This window comes from Sporichthya sp. (genome assembly GCF_013815995.1).
Taxonomy (GTDB): Bacteria; Actinomycetota; Actinomycetes; order Sporichthyales; family Sporichthyaceae; genus Sporichthya.
Genome location: NZ_JACDFE010000022.1, coordinates 1 through 17,618, shown reverse-complemented (window position 1 = coordinate 17,618; position 17,618 = coordinate 1). Strand labels below are relative to the sequence as shown.

Here is a 17,618-nt window from a genome sequence, read left to right as displayed (position 1 = left end):
TCGCCATGGCGCAGGAAATCGAGGAGGAGTCGCTGCTCGTCTACGCCCGCGCGATCGGTGGCTCGACGCCGCCGTTGCTGATGAACCCGCCGCCGGACTGGACGGTGAAGTTCTTCACCAAGAAGGCGCCCCGCTCGCTGTACGTGAAATTGGCCGGCGACGTGTCGGCGTACCGCTTCTCCGACGGCGCCAAGCTCGACCCCGAGTCGACCCTCGGCGAGCTGAACCTGCTCCCCTACGAGCTGATCGAGTTCCGCTCGGACGGCTGACCCACCCCAGAACTGAGGCCCGTCGTCGCGTGCATCCCGGACACGACGGCGGGCCTCGCCCGTTAAGCCACAACGGATGTCACCCGCAGCGACACACTGCGGATGACATCCGTTGTGAATGCCGAGGGATGGGGTTCAGCTTCGGCTGGGAGCCGGCCGAGGGCCTGCCGGAGATCGCGGTCGGTTCCAGCCGGGTCGAGGTGACACTGGTCGCCGACGGCGGTGACACCGTTCTGACGCTGCGTCACAGCGGTATCCCCGCGCGGTACGGCGACGACCACGCCGAGGGCTGGGCCCACGAGCTGTGCCGACTCGCGGAGGCGGTGCAGACGGCTACTTGATGCCGATGACCATCGAGTCGGGGCCGACCAGGTGCTGGACGCGGGTCTCGGAGAACCCGACCAGGCTCATCCAGCCCTGGCAGTCCTTGCCGGTGTAGTCGAAGCCGCCGGGGGTCTCGATGAGCATGTTCAGGCTCATCAGCAGGCCGAAGGTGTTGGTCCGGCGGTCGTCGTCGATCAGGGCCTCGTAGACGATCAGCGCACCGCCCTCGGGAAGCGCGTCATAGGCCTTGCCGAGCAGCTCGAACTTCTGCTCGAAGTTCCAGTCGTGCAGGACGTGGCCCATCACGAGCACGTCGGCCGACGGCATCGGGTCGTTGAAGAAGTCGCCCGTGTGGAAGGTCACCCGGTCCGACAGCCCGTGCTCGGCGACGTAGGCGTTGAAGATCGGTCCGACCGGAGCCAGGTCGAAGCCGGCGGCGGTCAGGTGCGGGTGGGCCTTGGCGACCTCCACCGGCAGTGCGCCCTGCGCACAGCCGATGTCGATGAAGCTGGAGTAGTCCTTCCACGGGAACGCCTCGGCCATGGCCAGCGCCGCGCCGAGGCTGATGCCGGTCATCCCCTTGAGGAACTGCTCGAGGCGGTCGGGGTCGGCGTAGAGAATCTCGAACGGGTCCGCCCCGCCGCCCTTGGCCTCGTTCTGCACCTCGCCGGTCTTCAGGGCCTCGGTGAGGCCGCCCCAGAACGGATACAGCCGCGCGTTGGTCATCTCGAGCATGCCGCCCATGTAGCCGGGCTTGTTCTTGTCCAGGAAGGCGTCGGTGGCCGGGGTGTTGCCGTAGCCCGCCTCGCTGCGCTCGAGCATGCCCAGGGAGACCAGGGCGTCGAGGAAGTCGACGGCCGAGCGCGGGTGCAGGCCGAACTCGGCGCCGATCACGGTCAGCGGCTTGGGTCCGTCGGCCAACGCGGTGAACAGGCCGAGCTCGATGGCGCTGAGCAAGGTCTTCGAACCCCAGAACGCGAAGCCGAGCTCCATGATCGCGTCAGGGGTGACGTTCTGGTCCATCGCGGGACTCTCCTTGCTCGTGGGCGACCGTGCGCGGCCGGGGGCAAGCGTAGTAGCGGTCAGCTGCCGAGCAGACGGACCTGGACGCGCTCGCCGGCCGCGTGGCCGGCGACCCCGGCCGCCACCACGAGCAGCCCGTCGGCGTGGACCAGCGAGGTGAGCACCCCGGCGCGGCGGTCCATCGGGGTGGCGACCAGTTCCTCGCCGTCCCGGTCGAGCCGCACCCGGATCCAGTCCTCGCCGGCCACCGCCGACGTGACGTTGAGGCTCAACCGCGCGGTGACGGTGGGGCGCACCGGGGGAGTCGTGCCCTGCAGGCCGGCCAACAGCGGCGCGGCGAAGATCTCGAAGGTGAGCGCGGCCGAGACCGGGTAGCCCGGTGCGCCGAGGACGGGGGTCCGACCGGCCACGCCGAGCACGACCGGATGCCCCGGCCGCACCGCCACCCCGTGGACGCAAAGCCGGCCGGCGCGCGCCACCACCGAGGCGGTGTGGTCCTCCCGCCCCGCACTGGAGCCGGCGATCAGCACCACCAGGTCAGCGGTGGTGGCGGCGTCCTGCACAGCGGCGAGCAGGAGCTTCGGGTCGTCCGGGACGACCTCGGTGGTCCGGGCCAGGCAGCCGAGCTCGCGGGCCTGAGCCGCGAGCATCAGGGAGTTGGTGTCGAGGATCTCGCCGGGCTGCAGCTCCGACCCGATCGGGCGGATCTCGTCGCCGGTCGGGATGATCGTGACCCGCGGTGCCTGATGCACCGTCAGGTTCTCGTGCCCGGCCGCGGCGGCGGCGGCCACGTCGAAGGGTCGCAGCCGGTGTCCGGCCGGCAGCAACTGCTCGCCGGCGGTGATGTCCTCGCCGATCCGGCGCACGTGCTGATGCACCCGGGCGGCGACCGAGACTTCGGCCTTGCCGTCGGTGTGGGTCACGTACTCGCGCATGACGACTGCGTCGTAGCCCTCCGGCATCGGGTCGCCGGTGTCGATGACGACGAAGTCGGTGAGCACAGCGCCCTCGCCGGTTTCGACGGCGTGCACGGCGATGCCGTCCATCGCGGCGGAGGTGAACGCGGGGCAGGAGCGCATCGCGAGCACCGGCTCGGCGGTGACGCGTCCGACCGCGTCGGCCAGCGTGCGAGTCTCGCTGCCGGTCCGCGTCGCGCAGCCGGAGTCCGCGCAGGCGGTGCGCCAAACCTCGAGGGCCTCGGTGGCCGGCAGCCCGCGGGCCGGTTCAGCGAGGGACATTGGCGGACAGGATGGACAGGGCGTCCCCGCGGACCAACGGGAACTCCGGCTCGCGGCCGATCCGCTCGGCGTTGACGGTCACCATCAACGTGGCGCCGAGGTCCAGACCGATCGCCATCGCGGCACCGCCCAGGTTGGGCGCGGCCAACGTGGCCTCGCGGCGCTGACCCTGATCCATCCAGGTGCCGTGGACGGAGATCGCGACCTCCGGCGGCATCTCGCTCAGCGCCTGTTCGTACTCCTCGGGGGTGTTCAGGTTGCGCACCGAGTCCAGGTTCGGGTCGAGGCGGGCCACGTCGGGATCGGCCAGCAGATCCTCCGCCGAGAGCTCGCGCAGCCTGACCTTCTCGAACAGCTCGCCCGGCTTACGCGCGCCCTCCGCGAGCATCGCGGTGATCCGCTCCCCGAGCTCGGTGCGGTAGCCCGCGGCCAGCGGCTGGCGGTAGCCGTGCACGACCGGCAGCGCGACGTCCACCTCGTCCATGGCGGCCAGCACCTGACGGACGAAGACCGGGTGCAGGAAGGGCATGTCGACGGAGCAGACGAAGGCGATCGTCCGGCTGTCGGCGACCGCAGTCAGGCCGGCCGCGAGACCTTGCAACGGACCCAGGCCCTCGGTCGGGTCGTGGACGACCTGGACGCCCTCGGGCAGGTCGGTCAGGTTCTGGCCCGGCGCGCCCACCACGACGACCTGCCCGAAGACCGACCGCTTCATCAGCGCCGCCATCCGGTAGAGCAGGGAGGTGCCGTGCCAGTCCAGGTCGAACTTCGGGGTCCCCATCCGGGACGAGCGTCCCCCGGCCAGGATCACGCCCGCCGCTGCATGCGTCCGCATCTGCTGCACGGGGCGACGGTATCCGGGCGGCGTCCAGAAAAAGCGGAGGCCCCTCCCGGCTCACAATCGGGAGGGACCTCCGCGGTCCATGATCACCGACGTCTTGTTACTCGCCAGTGTTTACCGTTTCTACACCAAGTTTGCTACGAGCGATCAACGTCCGTCCAGCCTTTCCAGCAACTGTTCGTGAGCGTTGACTGTGATGCGCGTAACCAGCAGGTTGCGTCCGCTGTTTCACAGGAGAACCCCGGAGGTTCTTCCTGGCCACCGCAGCAGGAAACACGGGGGGCGCACGCTTACCGTCCAAGAGTGGCCAACACCTATGACTTGTCCGGACGGACCGTTCTCGTCACCGGCGGCGCGCAGGGCCTCGGGAGGGCGATCGCCGAGCAGGCGCTGGCCTCCGGGGCGACCGTGTGCATCGCTGACCTGCGCAACTCCGCCGAGGTCGGCAAGGAGATCGGCGTCTACGGCGTCGACCTCGACGTCGCCGATCCCGCCGCCGTCGAGGCCGGGGTCGCCGCCGCGCTGGAGCACCTGGGGCGCATCGACGTCCTGGTGAACAACGCCGGCATCTCCGGCGTCGGGGACCCCAAACCGTTCCTGGGCACGTCCCTGGAGGAGTGGAATGCCGTCCTCGGGGTGAACCTGACCGGCCCCTGGCTGATGGCCCGCGCGGTCTCGCCCGGGATGCTGGAGCGCCAGGACGGCGTGATCGTCAACGTGGCCTCGGTCGGTGGCGTCCTCGCGCTGCGCGGGCGTGGGCCGTACTGCGTGACCAAGGCCGGCCTGATCCAGATGACCAAGGTGCTCGCCGCCGAGTACGCGGGCCAGGGGATCCGGGTCAACGCGATCGGCCCGGGCTGGATGGACACCCCCTTCATCCGCTGGCGCCTGGAGGACCCGGAGCTGGCCGCGCCGATGCTGGCCAAGATCCCGCTGGGCCGGGTCTGCACCCCGGACGAGATCGCCGAGATGGTGCTCTTCCTCGCCTCACCCGGTGCTGCCTACCTCAACGGCATGAACCTGTTGGCCGACGGCGCGATGTCGACGACCATCTAGCGCCCGGATCTTCTATGCGCATCGGCAACCGCGACATCCTGTTGCCCACCACGATGGTGGGCAACTACCCGAACCCGACCTGGTACGTCGACCAGCCGTGGGCGGTTTTCCCCGACATCGCCGGCGCGGGCGGGGGGCGTGGTCGTCCCGGGCACGCCCCCGCGCTCGACCCGGAGGGCCTGCCCCGCGAGGCCTTCTTCGACGCGGTGGCCGCGCTCGTGCACGACCAGGAGGACGCCGGCCTGGACGTGATCGCCGACGGCCGCGTGTACGGCGGCACCAGCGACTACGCGCAGATCCTGTTCCACTACTACGAACGCCTCACCGGCTTCGAGCTGCCCGCCGGCACCGGTATGGTCTCCCCGCGCTGCACCGGCCCGGTCTCGCCACGGTGCTCCTTCCACGCCGAGACCCTCGCCGCGGTGCGCCGCGCGACCTCGCGGCCGATCAAGGTCTCCTACACCGGCCTGCAGGTGCTGACGCTGTTCGCCAACGACGAGCACTACGGCGCGCAGCGCGACCTCGGCGCGGCCCTGGCCGCAGCCATGCGGGAGGATTTTGCGCGCCTGGCCGACGCCGGCGTCGACATCATCCAGATCGACGAGTTCCTGTGGTCGCACGGCGTCAGCGACTGGGAGATCGAGCTGCTCAACCGCGCGGTGTCCGGCATCGACGTGCAGTTCTGGGTGCACGTCTGCCGCGGGGCGACCAACCGGCCGCGGCCGCTGCTGGTCGAGGGCGGACGGCACGGCTTCAAGCGCTACGTCCTGGGCGACGAGGCTCCTGCGGGTGGGGACGAGGCCGGACCGCTCGACGCCCTCTGGCCGGCCGTGTTGGATGCCCAGGTGCAGCTGCTCGATTTCGAAGCCCTCGACGCCGAGGACCTGGCCGGGTTCCGGGCCGCGCCGTGGACCGGCGACCTGGCGGCGGGGGTGATCGACGTGCGCGACGAGAAGGCCGAAGCCGCGGAGACGGTCGCCGCCCGGGTGCGCGAACTGCTGCGGGTCGTCCCGGCGCAGCGGCTCGCGCTGACCACCTCCTGTGGGCTGGTCAAGCTGCCGCGCGACGTCGCGCGTGGCAAGCTGATGGCTCTGGTGGAAGGGGCCCGGACCGTGCGTGAGGAGCTGGCCGGGGCTGCGGCATGAGCGATCTCCCCTCGTTCCTGAACCTGCCGCCGCGCGAGGCCAAACCGCGCACGAGCGGGCTGACCCACATGCTCGACAAGGGCCTGCCGGAGGCGATGCTCGCCTCGGTGCTGGAGATCGCCGGCGCCCACATCGACATCGTCAAGCTCGGCTGGGGCACCGCTTATGTGACGCCACCTCAGGTTGTGGCCGCGAAGGCCGCCCGCTGCAAGGCCGCGGGGGTGCACATCTCGCCCGGCGGGACGTTGTTCGAGCTCGCGGTCTCCCAGGGTCGGACCTCGGAGTTCGCGGCCTGGTGCGGCGAGGTCGGCTTCGACACCATCGAGATCTCCGACGGCACGGTCGATCTCGGCCAGGCCCGGCGGATCGCGTTGATCCGCGAGCTGTCCCAGGATTTCCGGGTGGTGTCCGAGGTCGGGTGCAAGGACACCGCGGCCGACGTCGATCCCGCGGTGTGGGCGGAGGCGATGCTCGCCGACCTCGACGCCGGCGCGACCTACGTGATCGCCGAGGGCCGCGAGTCCGGCACCGTCGGGCTGTACGACGCCATGGGCACTCCGCGCGAGGACCTGGTCGAGACCCTCCTTGCCGCCGTGCCGGCCGCTCGGATCATCTTCGAGACCCCGACCAAGGCCCAGCAGGCCTGGTTCATCGAGCGCCTCGGTGCGACCGCCAACCTCGGCAACGTCGCGCCCGAGGACATCATCGGCGTCGAGACCCTGCGCCGCGGCCTGCGCGCCGATACCGTCACCCTCGCCGTCTCCACCTGGACCAGCGCCTGGGCTGCCCAGCAGCTGATGGACCGACACGGCTGATCTTGATCAAGCTCTAACCACCGCTTGTCTCTGTCGCGAGCAAGATCAACAGAGACTGGGGGACTGTGTGGGGGCACATGGGGGTCGACCGTTGCGTCGACACAGGCGAGGCGGAAACGCCGTTCACGTACCCGGCCATGCCCCCGATCGCGGCCGAGCCCGACCGCCCCGACCCGCGGCTGCGGGCGGCCTTCCTCGGCCTCGCCCTGATCGGGCTGGTCGTGGTGTTCGCCGGCCCGGTCGTCGGGCTGGTGCTCGCGCTGCCGGCCGGGGGAGTCGTCGGCCGCGCCCGGGCGCACCAGAGAGCTGACCGCACGTCAGGCGGCCTGCGTCCGTGGCCGCACGTGGCGAGGCTGCCGAGCCCGCTGGCCGGCACCGAACTGCTGGACACGGACCGCTGCGGGGTGGTGTGGCACCGTCCCACCGGTCTGATGTCGGCCACCGCCCTGCTGACGCCGTGTCCGACCGCGTTGCGCGAACCGGCCGTCGCCGAGGCCTACGCCGCCTGCTGGTGGGCCCTGCTGGAGACCGCCTGTGCGCGACCGGAGATCCAGGCGGCCGCGATCACCGTGGACGTCCTGCCCAGCGGTGAGCAGCACCCGGTCCGGCTCACGCTCACCGTTGACCCGGCCGCCCGCGGACCGGTCGGCTCGGTCGCACAGGCCGCTGCCCTGACCGGCCAGGTGCTGCGCGGACTCGATGTCTGCGCCGCGGGGTTGGCCGAGCTGCGGCCCGCCACCCCGGCCGACCTGGCCCGGATCACCCGGGCGGCCTTCGAGCCGCATTGTCGGCCCGTCGCCGACGCCGAACCGATCGCCTGGGGCGAGCTCGCTCCGGACACCGAGACCGAGCTGCCGGGGGTCTACCGGCACGAGCGGTACGGGTCGGTGAGCTGGGCCTTGCACGTCCCGCCCGGGCAACACCCGCGGGCCGAGGCGATCCCGGCGCTGCTGCGTCCGGGCCGCCACCCGCGCCGGGTCACTCTGGTCGAGTGGCCGGGTCCACGCGAGCGGGTCCGGTCGGTGTTCGTCACGGCCGCGGTCTCCGAACCCGCCGAGATCGCCCTGGCCCGGGCCGAGGTCGAAGCCCTGGTGCGTACCGTCCAGCCGCGCCTCGAGCTCTGCCGGGACCTGCAGGCCGCGGCGTTCGCGGTCGGGCTGCCGGTGGGGTGGTTCCCGCCGTATCCGGTGCCGGCCCGGTACGAGGTGTTCCGGTGATCGGCGCCGGTGCGAAGTGGCGGCGGCCGACCTCCGGGATGCCGCCGTGGCTGGGCGCGATCGTTACCGTCGCCGCCTTCATGCTGATGATCAACTCGTTGCCGATGATCGCTTCGGCGATCACCCCCGACCGCGCCACCTTCGTCCCGACTGCGGGCCCCCCGGAACCGATTCCGCTCGGTGCCGCAGCGGCCGGCGCCGCGGCCGCCGCCGGTACCTCGACGACGCGCTCGGGGGAAGAGGGGTCCGGCGCAGAGCAGCCCGCTGCGGTGGGGGCGCAGGTACCGCGTAAACCGCTGCCGGTCAGCGGTGGCAATACGCTGCCGACGCTGGCCCTCGGTGGGGTGCTGCTGGCCGGCGGCCTCGGGTTGCTGATGATGGTGGGGTTCACCGGAGAAGGTCCCTGGCCTGGCCGGTACGTGCGGATCGGTTGAGCGCAAGTGAGGATGACGCAATGACTACCCCTGGCGGCGAGTGGGTCGCGGTCACGAATCCGGGTGAGCCCGACCGTTGGGACTACGTCCCGGTCGAGCAGCCGCCGTCGCCCGACGGCGGCCCCGGCCAGTGGCACGTGGTCGGCGGGTCGGGGACCGAGGTCGGCAAGTGGGAGTGGTTCCCGGCCACCGCGCCACCGCCACCGCCACCGCCGCCGGTGCTGATGCCCTGGGAGACCGCGAGCCCGACCCCCGCGCCCTGGGAGCCGACGCCGTCCGCTCCCGCGCCGGCCGTCGGCGAGCAGGAGACCGCGCCGGTGTTCGGCGCTGCGCCGCCGGCCGGTTGGCACGCGGCTCCGCCCGTCGGGGCCGTGCCGAAGCAGAGGCGCTCACGCAAGCTGCCGCTCGCGATCGTCGGGGTCGTCGTGGTGGTGGCAGCGATCGCGGCCGGTGCGGTCGTGTTGCTGGGTGGCGGTGACGACGGCAAGGACAAGGAAGAGATCACCGCGCTGGTCAACTACGTCACCACGGTCGACGACGGCAAGGACGTCTGCACCAGCCATCTCACCGAAAAGTTCGTCACCACCGTCTTCGGTGACGTGGCGACCTGTGAGAACGACGACGACGATTCCGACGACGACTCCGCGGACGCGACCGGAGCGACGGTCACCAACATCAAGATCGAGAAGGACACCGCCACCGGGCTGGTCACTGTCATCGGTGGCGACACCGACGGCGCGACCGGCACCTGGGCCTTCCTCAAGGGCGACGACGAGAACTGGCGGGTCTCGGACTGGCGCGCGGACTACCTGCGCTCCAGCTTCGAGCGGACCTTCGGCGACACGTACGACTCCGACGGCCCGGACGACCCGTTCGCCGATGAGGACGTGCGCGGGTGCGTCAAGGAGAAGCTGCTCGGCCAGGATGACCTGGCCTTCCTCGACACCGCCTACAAGCTGTTCCGCAACAGCGACGACAGCGTGGAGAAGCTGCTCGGATTCATGTCCGAGTGCCCGAGCGACACCGCGGGCGTGTCCGCGCTGCGGGCGCTGTTCGAGAAGGGCTTCCGGGAAAGCGCGCAGCTGCCGCCGGCCATCACCGAGTGCATCGTGCTCGGAATGCGGACCGGGCTCTCCGAGGACGACATCAAGGCGCTGAGCATCAACCGGGACGAGCCGATGCCGGCCGACGTGCAGTCCCGGATCGAGCAGATCACCATTGGCTGCGCCGGCGGTCCGACGACCTTCGATCCGACCCCGTCGGACTTCGGCACCGCGCCGCCCGCGTTCGGGACCTGAGCCTGAGGGAAGCTCGGACATCGTGATCAGATACTGTGTCCGATTGGCACTCAACCGGCCACGTCCGGTTGAGTGTGTCCGAGAGTTCCTCCACGACTGGGAGTGCGGCCTGATGGCTCAGTACAGCGCGGTGATCGGTGCCGGAACGATGGGGCTGGGCATCGCCTATGTCCTGGCTGCGGCGGGGGACACCGCGATCCTGGTCGAGCCGGACGCCGGTCGCGGCGCCGAGGCGATCGGGACGTTGACCGGGGTCGCGCAGTCCGCGGTCAAGCGGGGCAAGCTGGAGGAGACCGCGGCCAAGGAGCTGATCGAGCGCATCTCCGTCGTCGACGCGGTGGAGGCGCTGCCGACCGAGGGCGCGAACCTGGTCGTCGAGGCCGTCCCGGAGCGCATAGAGTTGAAGAAGGCGCTGCTGCCGGCGATCGAGAAGCACTGCGCGCCGGCGATCCTGGCCTCCAACACCAGTGGCCTGTCCATCGATGAACTGGCGACGGTGCTGGAGCGCCCGGAGCGCTTCGTGGGTCTGCACTTCTTCAACCCGGTCTGGGTGATGTCGCTGCTGGAGATCGTCAAAGGCGCGCAGACCGACCCGGCGGTGCTGGAGGCCGCGCGCGCGTTGGCGATCCGGATCGGCAAGGACCCGATCGTGGTCAAGAACATGCCCGGCTTCGCGACCTCGCGGTTGGGGGTGGCGATCGGCCTGGAGGGCATGCGGATGCTCGAGGAGGGCGTCGCCTCGGCCGCGGACATCGACAAGGCGATGGAGTTGGGCTACCGGCACCCGATGGGTCCGCTGCGCCTGACCGACCTGGTCGGTCTGGACGTGCGTCTGGACATCGCGCGCAACCTGTCCAAGGACCTCGGCCCGCGGTTCAACCCGCCGCAGATCCTGATCGACAAGGTCGCTGCGGGGGAGCTGGGCAAGAAGTCCGGCAAGGGCTTCTACGACTGGACCGAGTAGGCGTACGCGGTAAGGATGCAGGTGACCGGGCTCCGAGGTGACCTACCTGCTGCGGATGCTCGCCCTCCCCGGCCTGGGCAAGCTGGCGCTGCGCCGGCCGACCCGCCTCGGCAGCCGGCACAGCGAACGCGCGCTGTACGCGTCCAAGGCCCACGCCACCCCGGAGCGGGTCGCGCACGCCCTCAAGCTCGGCCGCGAGCCGGGCGCGGCCGACTTCATGGCCGAGATCGCGACCGGGCTCGGGACCCTGCGCGGGGCGAAGGAGCCGTGGCGCCGCTCATTGCTCGACGCCGCCCGCCAGGTGCACAAGCCGATGCTCATCATCTGGGGTGAGAAGGACAGAATCCTCCCGCCGAAACACTTCGACGTCGCGAAGTACACTTTCCCGCTGGCGAAGGCACACCTGTTCCCGGCCGCCGGACACATGCCGCAGATCGAGCGGCCTGAGGAGTTCGCGGCTCTGGTTCGGGGCTTTCACGCGTCTCTGGGCTAAATCGGCAGCAGCCGCTGGGGATAACCCCAGCGGCTGCTTGAGCTTATGACGGACGATCAGTAGCCGTCGTCACGCACTTCCTCGCGGACCACGCGACGGGAAGAGCCGTCGGTGGAGCCCGGCGCGACCGGCCCCGCACCGGCGTCGTCAATGACGGTGGTCCGTCGACTGCGGCTGCCACCGCCACCGATGCCACCCCAGGTGCTCCAGAAAAACATGGAGAGCACGGCACCGATGATGCCGACGACCATGAGAATCGCGCCGATCGTCTCGATGTCGACGTTCTCGTTCTGCACGTCGACCGCGAACTTCAGGATGGCGCCGACAGCAATCAGGAAGATGCTGGTTCCGAGGCCCATGAAGGTCCCCTCCCGGTGAGTGGGTGAGCGGGCGCGCTCACGCCGGGAGCACTACCCGGGCGAATAACGGCTATGCCAGCCAAATGCAAGAAACCTCGTTGCTGCAGGTCAGGAAGCTACTTCTGGCGCAGGATCACCCGGGCCGCCTGCTGGCCCGGGATGCCGGACACCGACGGGCCCGGGTGGGTGCCCGCGCCGGTGAGGAACAGACCGGGCACGGGAGTCCGGTAGCCGCCGAACCCGCGCGCGGGGCGCAGTCCGCCGGTCCGGAACGGCGACATGTCGACGTGGTAGACGTTGCCCTCGGGCACGTTGGTCCGCGCGGTGATGTCCGGCCAGGCCTCCACCGTCCGCACGACGGTGTGCTCCTTGATCCCGCCGTAGTACTCGCACGCCCGCTCGACGATGTGGTCGGCGACCGGTTCGCGCAGCGCGTCCCAGCCGGCGTTTGGGTAGTGCGGGGTCCACCCGCTCCACACCGAGAGCACGTCGCCGGTCGACGGCGCGCAGTCCGGGTCGGTCGAGGAGGCGATGATGTTGACCATCGACAGCGGGTCCGGCACCCGGCCGCTGCGGGACTCGGCGATCGCGTCACAGATCTCGTCCAGGTCGCCGAGCATGTGCGAGGGCTTGCGCAGGTCGAGGCCGTCGGCGCGCCAGGCGGCGTGCCGGGGGAGGGTGAGTTTACCGTCGAGGGCGAGGTCGACGCGGAAGTGCGTGCAGCCGTCGTTCATCACCGGGATGGCACCGGCTCGCGCCGCCAAGGGCCGCGGCAACGTGCCGGTCGGCAGCAGGTCCCGCAGGGCGGTGCGCGGGTCGCAGGCCGTCAGGACGGTCGACGCGTCGATCGTCTCGCCGGTGCTGAGCTGAACCCCCGTCACGTTCCCGCCGCGCACGACGAGCTCCTGCACCCGCGCTCCGGTGCGGATCGCGCCGCGGTGCTCGGTGAGATCGGCGGCGAGCGCGGCCGTCAAGGCACCGAGGCCGCCCAGCGGACGGCTCATCCCGGCCCGGCAGATCAGCGGCAGCACCATGAGGTTCACCCCGGACCCGTCGGTGGTGACGGGTGAGCCGAAGTTGGCCAGCATCGCGAGCGCGCCGCGCACCATGGGGTGCTCGAAGCGCTCCCGCAGGGCCTGCGAGTCCTTGCGGGCCCTCTCGCTCGGGCATAACCTATCAGCGTTTGGTTGCGCCCCGCCATCCCCCAGCCGGAAGCGATCGCCGTGAAGACCAACGCCTTCAGCCAGAAGCTCTGTGTGTGGTCCGGACCGCTGATGGCGGTGACCCTGCTGGCCGCGTTCCTCATCATGGGCTTCCTGCCGCCGCCGGATCCGCGCCTGTCCGGCGAGGAGATCGTCGCGATGTTCCAGGCGGACCAGGGCCGGATCCAGGCCGGCGGGATCGTGATGATCTTCGGCTCGGCGCTGCTGTTCCCGTGGATCTCGGTGATCTCCGTGCAGCTGCGGCGGATCGAGGGCCAGCACACGCCGATGGCCTCCACCCAGCTCGCCTCCGGCGCGCTCGGGGCGTTCCTGTTCCTGACGCCGATGATCATGATCCAGGCGCTGGCCTACAAGCCGGAGAACCTCAATCCGGACGTCGCGGAGACCTGCTACTACTTCGCCTGGCTGTTCTTCTGCGGGACGCCGGTCTTCGCGGTCATCCAGAACCTGGCGATCACCGTCGCGATCCTGCAGGACACGGCGCCGGAGCCGGTGTTCCCGCGCTGGGCCGGCTACTTCAACGTCTGGGCGGCCCTGCTCTTCGTCCCCGGCATCGCCTGCTACTTCTTCGACGACGGCCCCTTCGCCTGGCGCGGGGTGTTCGTGTGGTGGATCCCGCTGACCGTCTTCGGCGTCTGGTTCGTGGTGATGACGACGGTGCTTCTGCGGGCCGTCGATGCGCAGGCAGTTGCCGAGGAGGTCCTGGCGTCCGAAGAACTACTGCTGCAGTAGCCAGGCCGCCTCGCGGACGGTCGGGCGGAGGCCGGGGATGCGGCGCAGGCGCGGCGTGCGGGCGACGTCGTTGGCCATCATCTGCGCGGCCTGCACCTTGATCCGCGTCACGACCGCGTCGTCGGAGGGATGGTGGGCCCGGGCGATCGTGACCCAGTCCTGGACGTATCCGCGCATCATCTCGCGCATGTCCTGGCCGCGGGCCTCGCCCTTGAGCTGAACGAGCTCGCTGATCATCGTCACCACCATCGAGGGGTGATCCAGCGTCAGATCGACGTAGTGGTCGCTCAGGTGGCGCAGGACGTCGGCGGGGTCGCGACCCTCGGCGGAGGCGCTGGCCATGCCCGCCCGCATGCCGGCATGCCCGCGCACCATGGCGTCGACGAGGATGTCCTGCTTACTCGGGAAGTGGTTGTAGACGCTCGGCCCGGCGATGCCGACGGCCGCACCGATGTCGTCGATGCTCACCTCGGTGTAGCCGTGTTCGGCGAACAGGGCGACCGCCGCATCGAGGATCTCCTCGGCGCGGGTGGCCGGCTTCGGAGGGCGCGGCCTGGTCTCCCGCGCTCCGTCGACCGGGTCCATGCGCATCACCCGCACGCCGAGGTCGGCCAGCAACCGCTCGTACTGCGGCCGCGGCAGATCGAGGTGGTGGAAGGAGACGCTGGTCAGGGCGTCGGAGGCGCAGACGCTGAGCAGTTCGGCCTGCTCGGTGCTCAGTTCCGGTCGCCGGGCCGAGAGTTCGGTGGTGAGCCACGCGCTGATCTGCACCCGTTTCTTGCGGATCTGCGCGGCCGCGTCGGGGGAGAGGTTGCGCGACTCGCGCTGCATCAGGACCCCGGCCACCCGGTTGTCCAGGACGGCCGCGGCGAGCACGTGCGCGATCTCGGGCAGGTCCGCCTCGTCGCTCGCGGGCAGGGCGGCCAGCACGGCTTCGAGGGCGGTGTCGATCGCGTCGAAGAGCAGGTCCGCCTTGCCCGCGTAGTGCCGGTAGACCGCCGAGGCTCCGACGTTGACCGCCGCCGCGATGTCGGAGACCGAGACGTTGGCATAGCCCCGTTCGGCGAACAGTTCGGTGGCGGCGTCCCGGATCAGCGCACGCCGGTTGCGCGGACGCGTGCCGCGCGGCGGCGCTCCTCCTTCGGACATGCCCCCAAGACTAGCCATGGATCACTTAGTGTGCCAGAGTAAGTGAATCCCCACTAGGCACGGAGATCGAAAGCAGGAGGACGGATGTCCGGCAAGGCGCGGGTCGCTGGTGTGGGAATGGTTCCCTTCGCGACACCCAGTAAGGCCGAGAGCTACGACCTGATGGCCGGCAAGGCGGTCCGGGCTGCCCTCACCGACGCGGGTCTGGACTACACGTCGATCCAGCAGGCGTACGTGGGCTACGTCTACGGCGACTCCACCAGTGGGCAGCACGCGCTCTACGGAGTCGGGCTGACCGGGATCCCGGTGGTCAACGTCAACAACAACTGCTCGACCGGCTCCTCGGCGCTGTGGCTGGCCCGCCAGGTGGTCGAGTCCGGTGCGGCCGAGTGCGTGCTGGCGCTGGGTTTCGAGCAGATGCAGCGCGGCGCGCTGGGCTCGCACTGGGACGACCGTCCGTCGCCGTTCGAGCGGTTCGGTGAGGTCGTGGAGAAGTTGCAGGGCGTCAGTGACGCCCCGATGGCGCCGCAGTACTTCGGTGGCGCGGGCGCCGCCTACGCTGAGAAGTACGGCATGAGCACCGACGTCTTCGCCCGGATCGCGGTGAAGGCCCGCTCGCACGCGGCCAACAATCCGTACTCGGTGTTCCGGGACCCGATCAGCCTGGCCGATGTGCTCGGTTCGCCGAAGATCTACGACTTCCTGACCCGGCTGCAGTGCTGCCCGCCGACCTGTGGTGCGGCCGCTGCGGTGCTGTGCACGCCGGAGTTTGCGGCCAAGCACGGTCTGCGCGCCGACGTGCAGATCGCGGCGCAGGCGATGACCACCGACACCCCGGCCACCTTCGAGACCGACATGATGAAGCTGGTGGGGTTCGACATGGCCCGCGCGGCCGTCGATCAGGTCTACGAGGCCTCCGGTGTCGGGCCCGAGGACATCAAGGTCGTCGAACTGCACGATTGCTTCACCACCAACGAACTGCTGACCTACGAGGCGCTGCGGCTCACTCCCGAGGGCACCGCCGAGAAGTTCATCGTGGACGGCGACAACACCTACGGCGGACGCGTGGTCACCAACCCTTCCGGTGGCCTGCTGTCCAAGGGGCACCCGCTCGGGGCCACCGGGCTCGCGCAGTGCGCCGAGCTGGTTTGGCAGCTGCGCGGTGAGGCCGGCCCGCGCCAGGTCGACGGCGTGAACGTCGCCCTGCAGCACAACCTGGGCCTGGGTGGTGCGGCCGTCGTCACCATGTACGAGAAGGTCGCCTGATGGCGGTCAGTCCCGACGCGGTCGGCATGGTGCTGCCGCCGATCAGCATGGACATCGAACGCGGCCGGCTGGCCGCCTTTGCCCGCGTGACCAGGGCAACCGACCCGGCGTACTCGGATCTGGATGCGGCGAAGAACGCGGGCCACCGGGACATCCCGGTGCCGCCGACGTTCCTGTTCGCGATCGAGCTCGAGCAGGCCGACCCGTTCTGGTGGGCCCGCAACATCGGGGTCGAGGTCAACTACGTCCTGCACGGCGAGCAGCGCTTCACCTACCACCGCGTGGCCTACGCGGGGGAGCGGCTGACCGCCAACGCCGTCATCACCGACGTGTTCAGTAAGCGCGGCGGGGCACTGGAATTCATCATCAAGAAGACGGCCATCAGCGACGAGGCCGGAGCGCGGGGTCGCGGATCTGGACATGACGTCGTCGTCCGCAACCCGGGGGTGGGGTCATGAGCACTCCGACCGATCTGGCCGTCGGGACCGAGCTCGCCGCCCTGAAGATCGACCCGATCTCCCGGACCACCCTCGCGCTATTCACCGGAGCGTCGGGCGACACCAACCCGGTGCACCTGGACCACGAGATCGCGCAGGCCGCCGGGATGCCCGACGTCTTCGCGCAGGGCATGCTCTCGATGGCCTACCTGGGCCGGTTGCTCACTGACCTGTTCCCTCCGGACAGGCTCCGCTCCTACGGGGTGCGGTTCGCCGCGATCACCCCGGTGAAGGGCGAGCCGACCTGCACGGCCACCGTCACCTCGATCGACGAGTCCGGCGGCGAACGCCGGGCCACTCTCGCCCTGTCTGTCGCGCTCGCCGACGGCACGGTCACCCTCACCGGCGACGCTGTCGTCGCCCTGTAGATCTAGGAGCACCTTGCATGGGCAAGCTGGACGGGCGCGTCGCCCTCGTCACCGGTTCCGGCCGCGGCATCGGCCGTGAGATCGCGCTGAAGTTGGCCTCCGAGGGTGCGTCGATCGTGGTCAACGACCTCGACGACGGGCCCGCCAAGGACACCGTCGCGACGGTCGAGGCGCTGGACTCCCGCGCCGTCGCGTGCTCGGGCTCGGTCACCGAGGCCGGGTTCGCCGAGCGCTTCGTGGCGACCGCGGTGGACGAGTTCGGCGGCGTCGACATCATCGTCAACAACGCCGGGTACACCTGGGACTCGGTCGTGCAGAAGATGACCGACGAGCAGTGGGACGCGATCCTCGACGTCCACCTCAAAGCGCCGTTCAAGATCCTGCGCGCCGCTCAGCCGGTGATCGCCGCCGCCGCCAAGGCCGAGAAGGCCGCCGGCGGCCCGGTCCGGTGCCGCAAGGTCGTGAACATCTCCTCGATCGCCGGCCTGGGCGGCAACCCCGGCCAGGCCAACTACGCCGCGGCGAAGGCCGGCATCACCGGCCTGACCCGCACGCTGTCGAAGGAGTGGGGCCGGTACAACGTCACCGTCAACACGGTGGCCTTCGGCTGGATCAAGACCCGCCTCACCGAAGCCGCCGCGCACGGTGGCTCGACGATCGAGGTCGAGGGCAAGACCATCTCGGTCGGCGTCAACCCGCAGCTGCAGGCCGCGATGGAGCAGATGATCCCGCTCGGCCGCGGCGGCGAGCCCCACGAGGCCGCCGGGGCCGTCTATCTGTTCTGCATCCCCGAGTCGGACTACGTCTCCGGCGAGACCGTCACCTGCGGCGGCGGCATCCGCATCTGAGGAGTGAAGCCGACATCCCATTCGAAACGTGCGGTGCGTCTGAGGCGCCTCGAACGCCT

Annotated in this window: 21 protein-coding genes; 15 read left to right on the top strand and 6 right to left on the bottom strand. The window is 70.3% G+C overall.

The features are described from left to right. Positions 1-5 precede the first annotated feature (5 nt). Positions 6-269, top strand: coding sequence for a hypothetical protein (locus H0X00_RS04530; protein ID WP_293767568.1), 264 nt, complete (start codon positions 6-8; stop codon positions 267-269). A 128-nt stretch (positions 270-397) separates the two neighbouring features. Continuing rightward, the gene (locus tag H0X00_RS04525) at positions 398-610 is read left to right on the top strand and encodes an SRPBCC domain-containing protein (RefSeq protein ID WP_293767567.1); all 213 of its coding nucleotides are present in this window, start codon (positions 398-400) and stop codon (positions 608-610) included. Here H0X00_RS04525 and H0X00_RS04520 read toward each other — a convergent pair. The 3 genes from H0X00_RS04520 to H0X00_RS04510 are packed head-to-tail and all read right to left on the bottom strand — an operon-like array spanning position 603 to position 3,689. Beyond that, positions 603-1,616 carry a methyltransferase gene (locus H0X00_RS04520; RefSeq protein ID WP_293767566.1) on the bottom strand — a complete coding sequence of 338 codons (1,014 nt, stop codon included), beginning with the start codon at positions 1,614-1,616 and terminating at the stop codon, positions 603-605. The two genes, H0X00_RS04525 and H0X00_RS04520, sit on opposite strands and share 8 nt — an antisense overlap. A gap of 59 nt (positions 1,617-1,675) precedes the next feature. Then, a complete protein-coding gene (locus H0X00_RS04515) occupies positions 1,676-2,854 on the bottom strand; it encodes a molybdopterin-binding protein (RefSeq protein ID WP_293767565.1) in 1,179 nt (392 codons plus the stop codon). Next, the gene (locus H0X00_RS04510; RefSeq protein ID WP_293767583.1) at positions 2,841-3,689 is read right to left on the bottom strand and encodes a molybdenum cofactor guanylyltransferase; all 849 of its coding nucleotides are present in this window, start codon (positions 3,687-3,689) and stop codon (positions 2,841-2,843) included. Before H0X00_RS04510 ends, H0X00_RS04515 begins: the two co-directional genes overlap by 14 nt. A 309-nt stretch (positions 3,690-3,998) precedes the next feature. Between H0X00_RS04510 and H0X00_RS04505 the strand changes: the two genes are divergently transcribed. The 8 genes from H0X00_RS04505 to H0X00_RS04470 all read left to right on the top strand — a co-directional run bounded on the left by H0X00_RS04505 (position 3,999) and on the right by H0X00_RS04470 (position 11,117). Beyond that, on the top strand, positions 3,999-4,751 hold the full coding sequence (locus H0X00_RS04505) for an SDR family NAD(P)-dependent oxidoreductase (protein ID WP_293767564.1): 753 nt from the start codon (positions 3,999-4,001) through the stop codon (positions 4,749-4,751). Positions 4,752-4,765: 14 nt separating this feature from the next. Beyond that, positions 4,766-5,896 carry a hypothetical protein gene (locus H0X00_RS04500; RefSeq protein WP_293767563.1) on the top strand — a complete coding sequence of 377 codons (1,131 nt, stop codon included), beginning with the start codon at positions 4,766-4,768 and terminating at the stop codon, positions 5,894-5,896. Then, positions 5,893-6,711: a phosphosulfolactate synthase gene (locus tag H0X00_RS04495; protein WP_293767562.1), complete on the top strand. Its 819-nt coding sequence runs from the start codon at positions 5,893-5,895 to the stop codon at positions 6,709-6,711. Before H0X00_RS04500 ends, H0X00_RS04495 begins: the two co-directional genes overlap by 4 nt. 137 nt (positions 6,712-6,848) lie before the next feature. Beyond that, entirely contained in the window at positions 6,849-7,928 is a 1,080-nt protein-coding gene (locus H0X00_RS04490) for a hypothetical protein (RefSeq protein WP_293767561.1), read from the top strand. After that, a complete protein-coding gene (locus H0X00_RS04485) occupies positions 7,925-8,362 on the top strand; it encodes a hypothetical protein (RefSeq protein WP_293767560.1) in 438 nt (145 codons plus the stop codon). Before H0X00_RS04490 ends, H0X00_RS04485 begins: the two co-directional genes overlap by 4 nt. A 20-nt stretch (positions 8,363-8,382) precedes the next feature. Continuing rightward, on the top strand, positions 8,383-9,660 hold the full coding sequence (locus tag H0X00_RS04480; protein ID WP_293767559.1) for a hypothetical protein: 1,278 nt from the start codon (positions 8,383-8,385) through the stop codon (positions 9,658-9,660). Between the two features lie 112 nt (positions 9,661-9,772). Further along, positions 9,773-10,624, top strand: coding sequence for a 3-hydroxyacyl-CoA dehydrogenase family protein (locus tag H0X00_RS04475; RefSeq protein ID WP_293767558.1), 852 nt, complete (start codon positions 9,773-9,775; stop codon positions 10,622-10,624). 37 nt (positions 10,625-10,661) lie between these two features. Then, entirely contained in the window at positions 10,662-11,117 is a 456-nt protein-coding gene (locus H0X00_RS04470) for an alpha/beta fold hydrolase (protein ID WP_293767557.1), read from the top strand. Between the two features lie 56 nt (positions 11,118-11,173). On the opposite strand, the gene H0X00_RS04465 is transcribed toward H0X00_RS04470, so the two are convergent. Together H0X00_RS04465 and H0X00_RS04460 are read right to left on the bottom strand one after the other, a co-directional pair. Further along, positions 11,174-11,476 (bottom strand): DUF6458 family protein, encoded by a 303-nt coding sequence (locus H0X00_RS04465; protein WP_293767556.1) that lies wholly within the window; start codon positions 11,474-11,476, stop codon positions 11,174-11,176. A gap of 116 nt (positions 11,477-11,592) precedes the next feature. Continuing rightward, positions 11,593-12,609, bottom strand: a complete 1,017-nt coding sequence (locus tag H0X00_RS04460; RefSeq protein WP_293767582.1) for an NAD(P)/FAD-dependent oxidoreductase — start codon at positions 12,607-12,609, stop codon at positions 11,593-11,595. 54 nt (positions 12,610-12,663) lie between these two features. On the opposite strand from H0X00_RS04460, the gene H0X00_RS04455 reads away from it, so the two are divergent. After that, a complete protein-coding gene (locus tag H0X00_RS04455) occupies positions 12,664-13,431 on the top strand; it encodes a hypothetical protein (protein ID WP_293767584.1) in 768 nt (255 codons plus the stop codon). Here the strand turns inward: H0X00_RS04455 and H0X00_RS04450 are convergent. Next, on the bottom strand, positions 13,417-14,580 hold the full coding sequence (locus tag H0X00_RS04450; RefSeq protein ID WP_293767555.1) for a helix-turn-helix domain-containing protein: 1,164 nt from the start codon (positions 14,578-14,580) through the stop codon (positions 13,417-13,419). The two genes, H0X00_RS04455 and H0X00_RS04450, sit on opposite strands and share 15 nt — an antisense overlap. Positions 14,581-14,664: 84 nt before the next feature. Here H0X00_RS04450 and H0X00_RS04445 point away from each other — a divergent pair, with 84 nt between their 5' ends. Genes H0X00_RS04445 through H0X00_RS04430 form a run of 4 tightly spaced genes read left to right on the top strand, consistent with a single transcriptional unit; the run spans position 14,665 to position 17,559 of the window. Then, a complete protein-coding gene (locus H0X00_RS04445) occupies positions 14,665-15,846 on the top strand; it encodes a lipid-transfer protein (RefSeq protein ID WP_293767554.1) in 1,182 nt (393 codons plus the stop codon). Further along, positions 15,846-16,304 carry a MaoC family dehydratase N-terminal domain-containing protein gene (locus tag H0X00_RS04440; protein ID WP_293767552.1) on the top strand — a complete coding sequence of 153 codons (459 nt, stop codon included), beginning with the start codon at positions 15,846-15,848 and terminating at the stop codon, positions 16,302-16,304. The genes H0X00_RS04445 and H0X00_RS04440 overlap by 1 nt, the downstream gene beginning before the upstream one ends. Continuing rightward, on the top strand, positions 16,301-16,711 hold the full coding sequence (locus H0X00_RS04435; protein ID WP_293767551.1) for a MaoC/PaaZ C-terminal domain-containing protein: 411 nt from the start codon (positions 16,301-16,303) through the stop codon (positions 16,709-16,711). The genes H0X00_RS04440 and H0X00_RS04435 overlap by 4 nt, the downstream gene beginning before the upstream one ends. 17 nt (positions 16,712-16,728) lie before the next feature. Continuing rightward, on the top strand, positions 16,729-17,559 hold the full coding sequence (locus tag H0X00_RS04430; protein WP_293767550.1) for an SDR family oxidoreductase: 831 nt from the start codon (positions 16,729-16,731) through the stop codon (positions 17,557-17,559). Positions 17,560-17,618 lie beyond the last annotated feature (59 nt).

What these genes read in the sequence shown, in the direction of transcription:
- H0X00_RS04490 (WP_293767561.1), top strand. Translation starts at nt 6,849, where the DNA reads ATGCCCCCGATCGCGGCCGAGCCCGACCGCCCCGACCCGCGGCTGCGG.
- H0X00_RS04495 (WP_293767562.1), top strand. Translation starts at nt 5,893, where the DNA reads ATGAGCGATCTCCCCTCGTTCCTGAACCTGCCGCCGCGCGAGGCCAAA.
- H0X00_RS04480 (WP_293767559.1), top strand. Translation starts at nt 8,383, where the DNA reads ATGACTACCCCTGGCGGCGAGTGGGTCGCGGTCACGAATCCGGGTGAG.
- H0X00_RS04500 (WP_293767563.1), top strand. Translation starts at nt 4,766, where the DNA reads ATGCGCATCGGCAACCGCGACATCCTGTTGCCCACCACGATGGTGGGC.
- H0X00_RS04465 (WP_293767556.1), bottom strand. Translation starts at nt 11,476, where the DNA reads ATGGGCCTCGGAACCAGCATCTTCCTGATTGCTGTCGGCGCCATCCTG.
- H0X00_RS04430 (WP_293767550.1), top strand. Translation starts at nt 16,729, where the DNA reads ATGGGCAAGCTGGACGGGCGCGTCGCCCTCGTCACCGGTTCCGGCCGC.
- H0X00_RS04440 (WP_293767552.1), top strand. Translation starts at nt 15,846, where the DNA reads ATGGCGGTCAGTCCCGACGCGGTCGGCATGGTGCTGCCGCCGATCAGC.
- H0X00_RS04525 (WP_293767567.1), top strand. Translation starts at nt 398, where the DNA reads ATGGGGTTCAGCTTCGGCTGGGAGCCGGCCGAGGGCCTGCCGGAGATC.
- H0X00_RS04520 (WP_293767566.1), bottom strand. Translation starts at nt 1,616, where the DNA reads ATGGACCAGAACGTCACCCCTGACGCGATCATGGAGCTCGGCTTCGCG.
- H0X00_RS04530 (WP_293767568.1), top strand. Translation starts at nt 6, where the DNA reads ATGGCGCAGGAAATCGAGGAGGAGTCGCTGCTCGTCTACGCCCGCGCG.
- H0X00_RS04450 (WP_293767555.1), bottom strand. Translation starts at nt 14,580, where the DNA reads ATGTCCGAAGGAGGAGCGCCGCCGCGCGGCACGCGTCCGCGCAACCGG.
- H0X00_RS04435 (WP_293767551.1), top strand. Translation starts at nt 16,301, where the DNA reads ATGAGCACTCCGACCGATCTGGCCGTCGGGACCGAGCTCGCCGCCCTG.
- H0X00_RS04515 (WP_293767565.1), bottom strand. Translation starts at nt 2,854, where the DNA reads ATGTCCCTCGCTGAACCGGCCCGCGGGCTGCCGGCCACCGAGGCCCTC.
- H0X00_RS04445 (WP_293767554.1), top strand. Translation starts at nt 14,665, where the DNA reads ATGTCCGGCAAGGCGCGGGTCGCTGGTGTGGGAATGGTTCCCTTCGCG.
- H0X00_RS04475 (WP_293767558.1), top strand. Translation starts at nt 9,773, where the DNA reads ATGGCTCAGTACAGCGCGGTGATCGGTGCCGGAACGATGGGGCTGGGC.
- H0X00_RS04510 (WP_293767583.1), bottom strand. Translation starts at nt 3,689, where the DNA reads ATGCGGACGCATGCAGCGGCGGGCGTGATCCTGGCCGGGGGACGCTCG.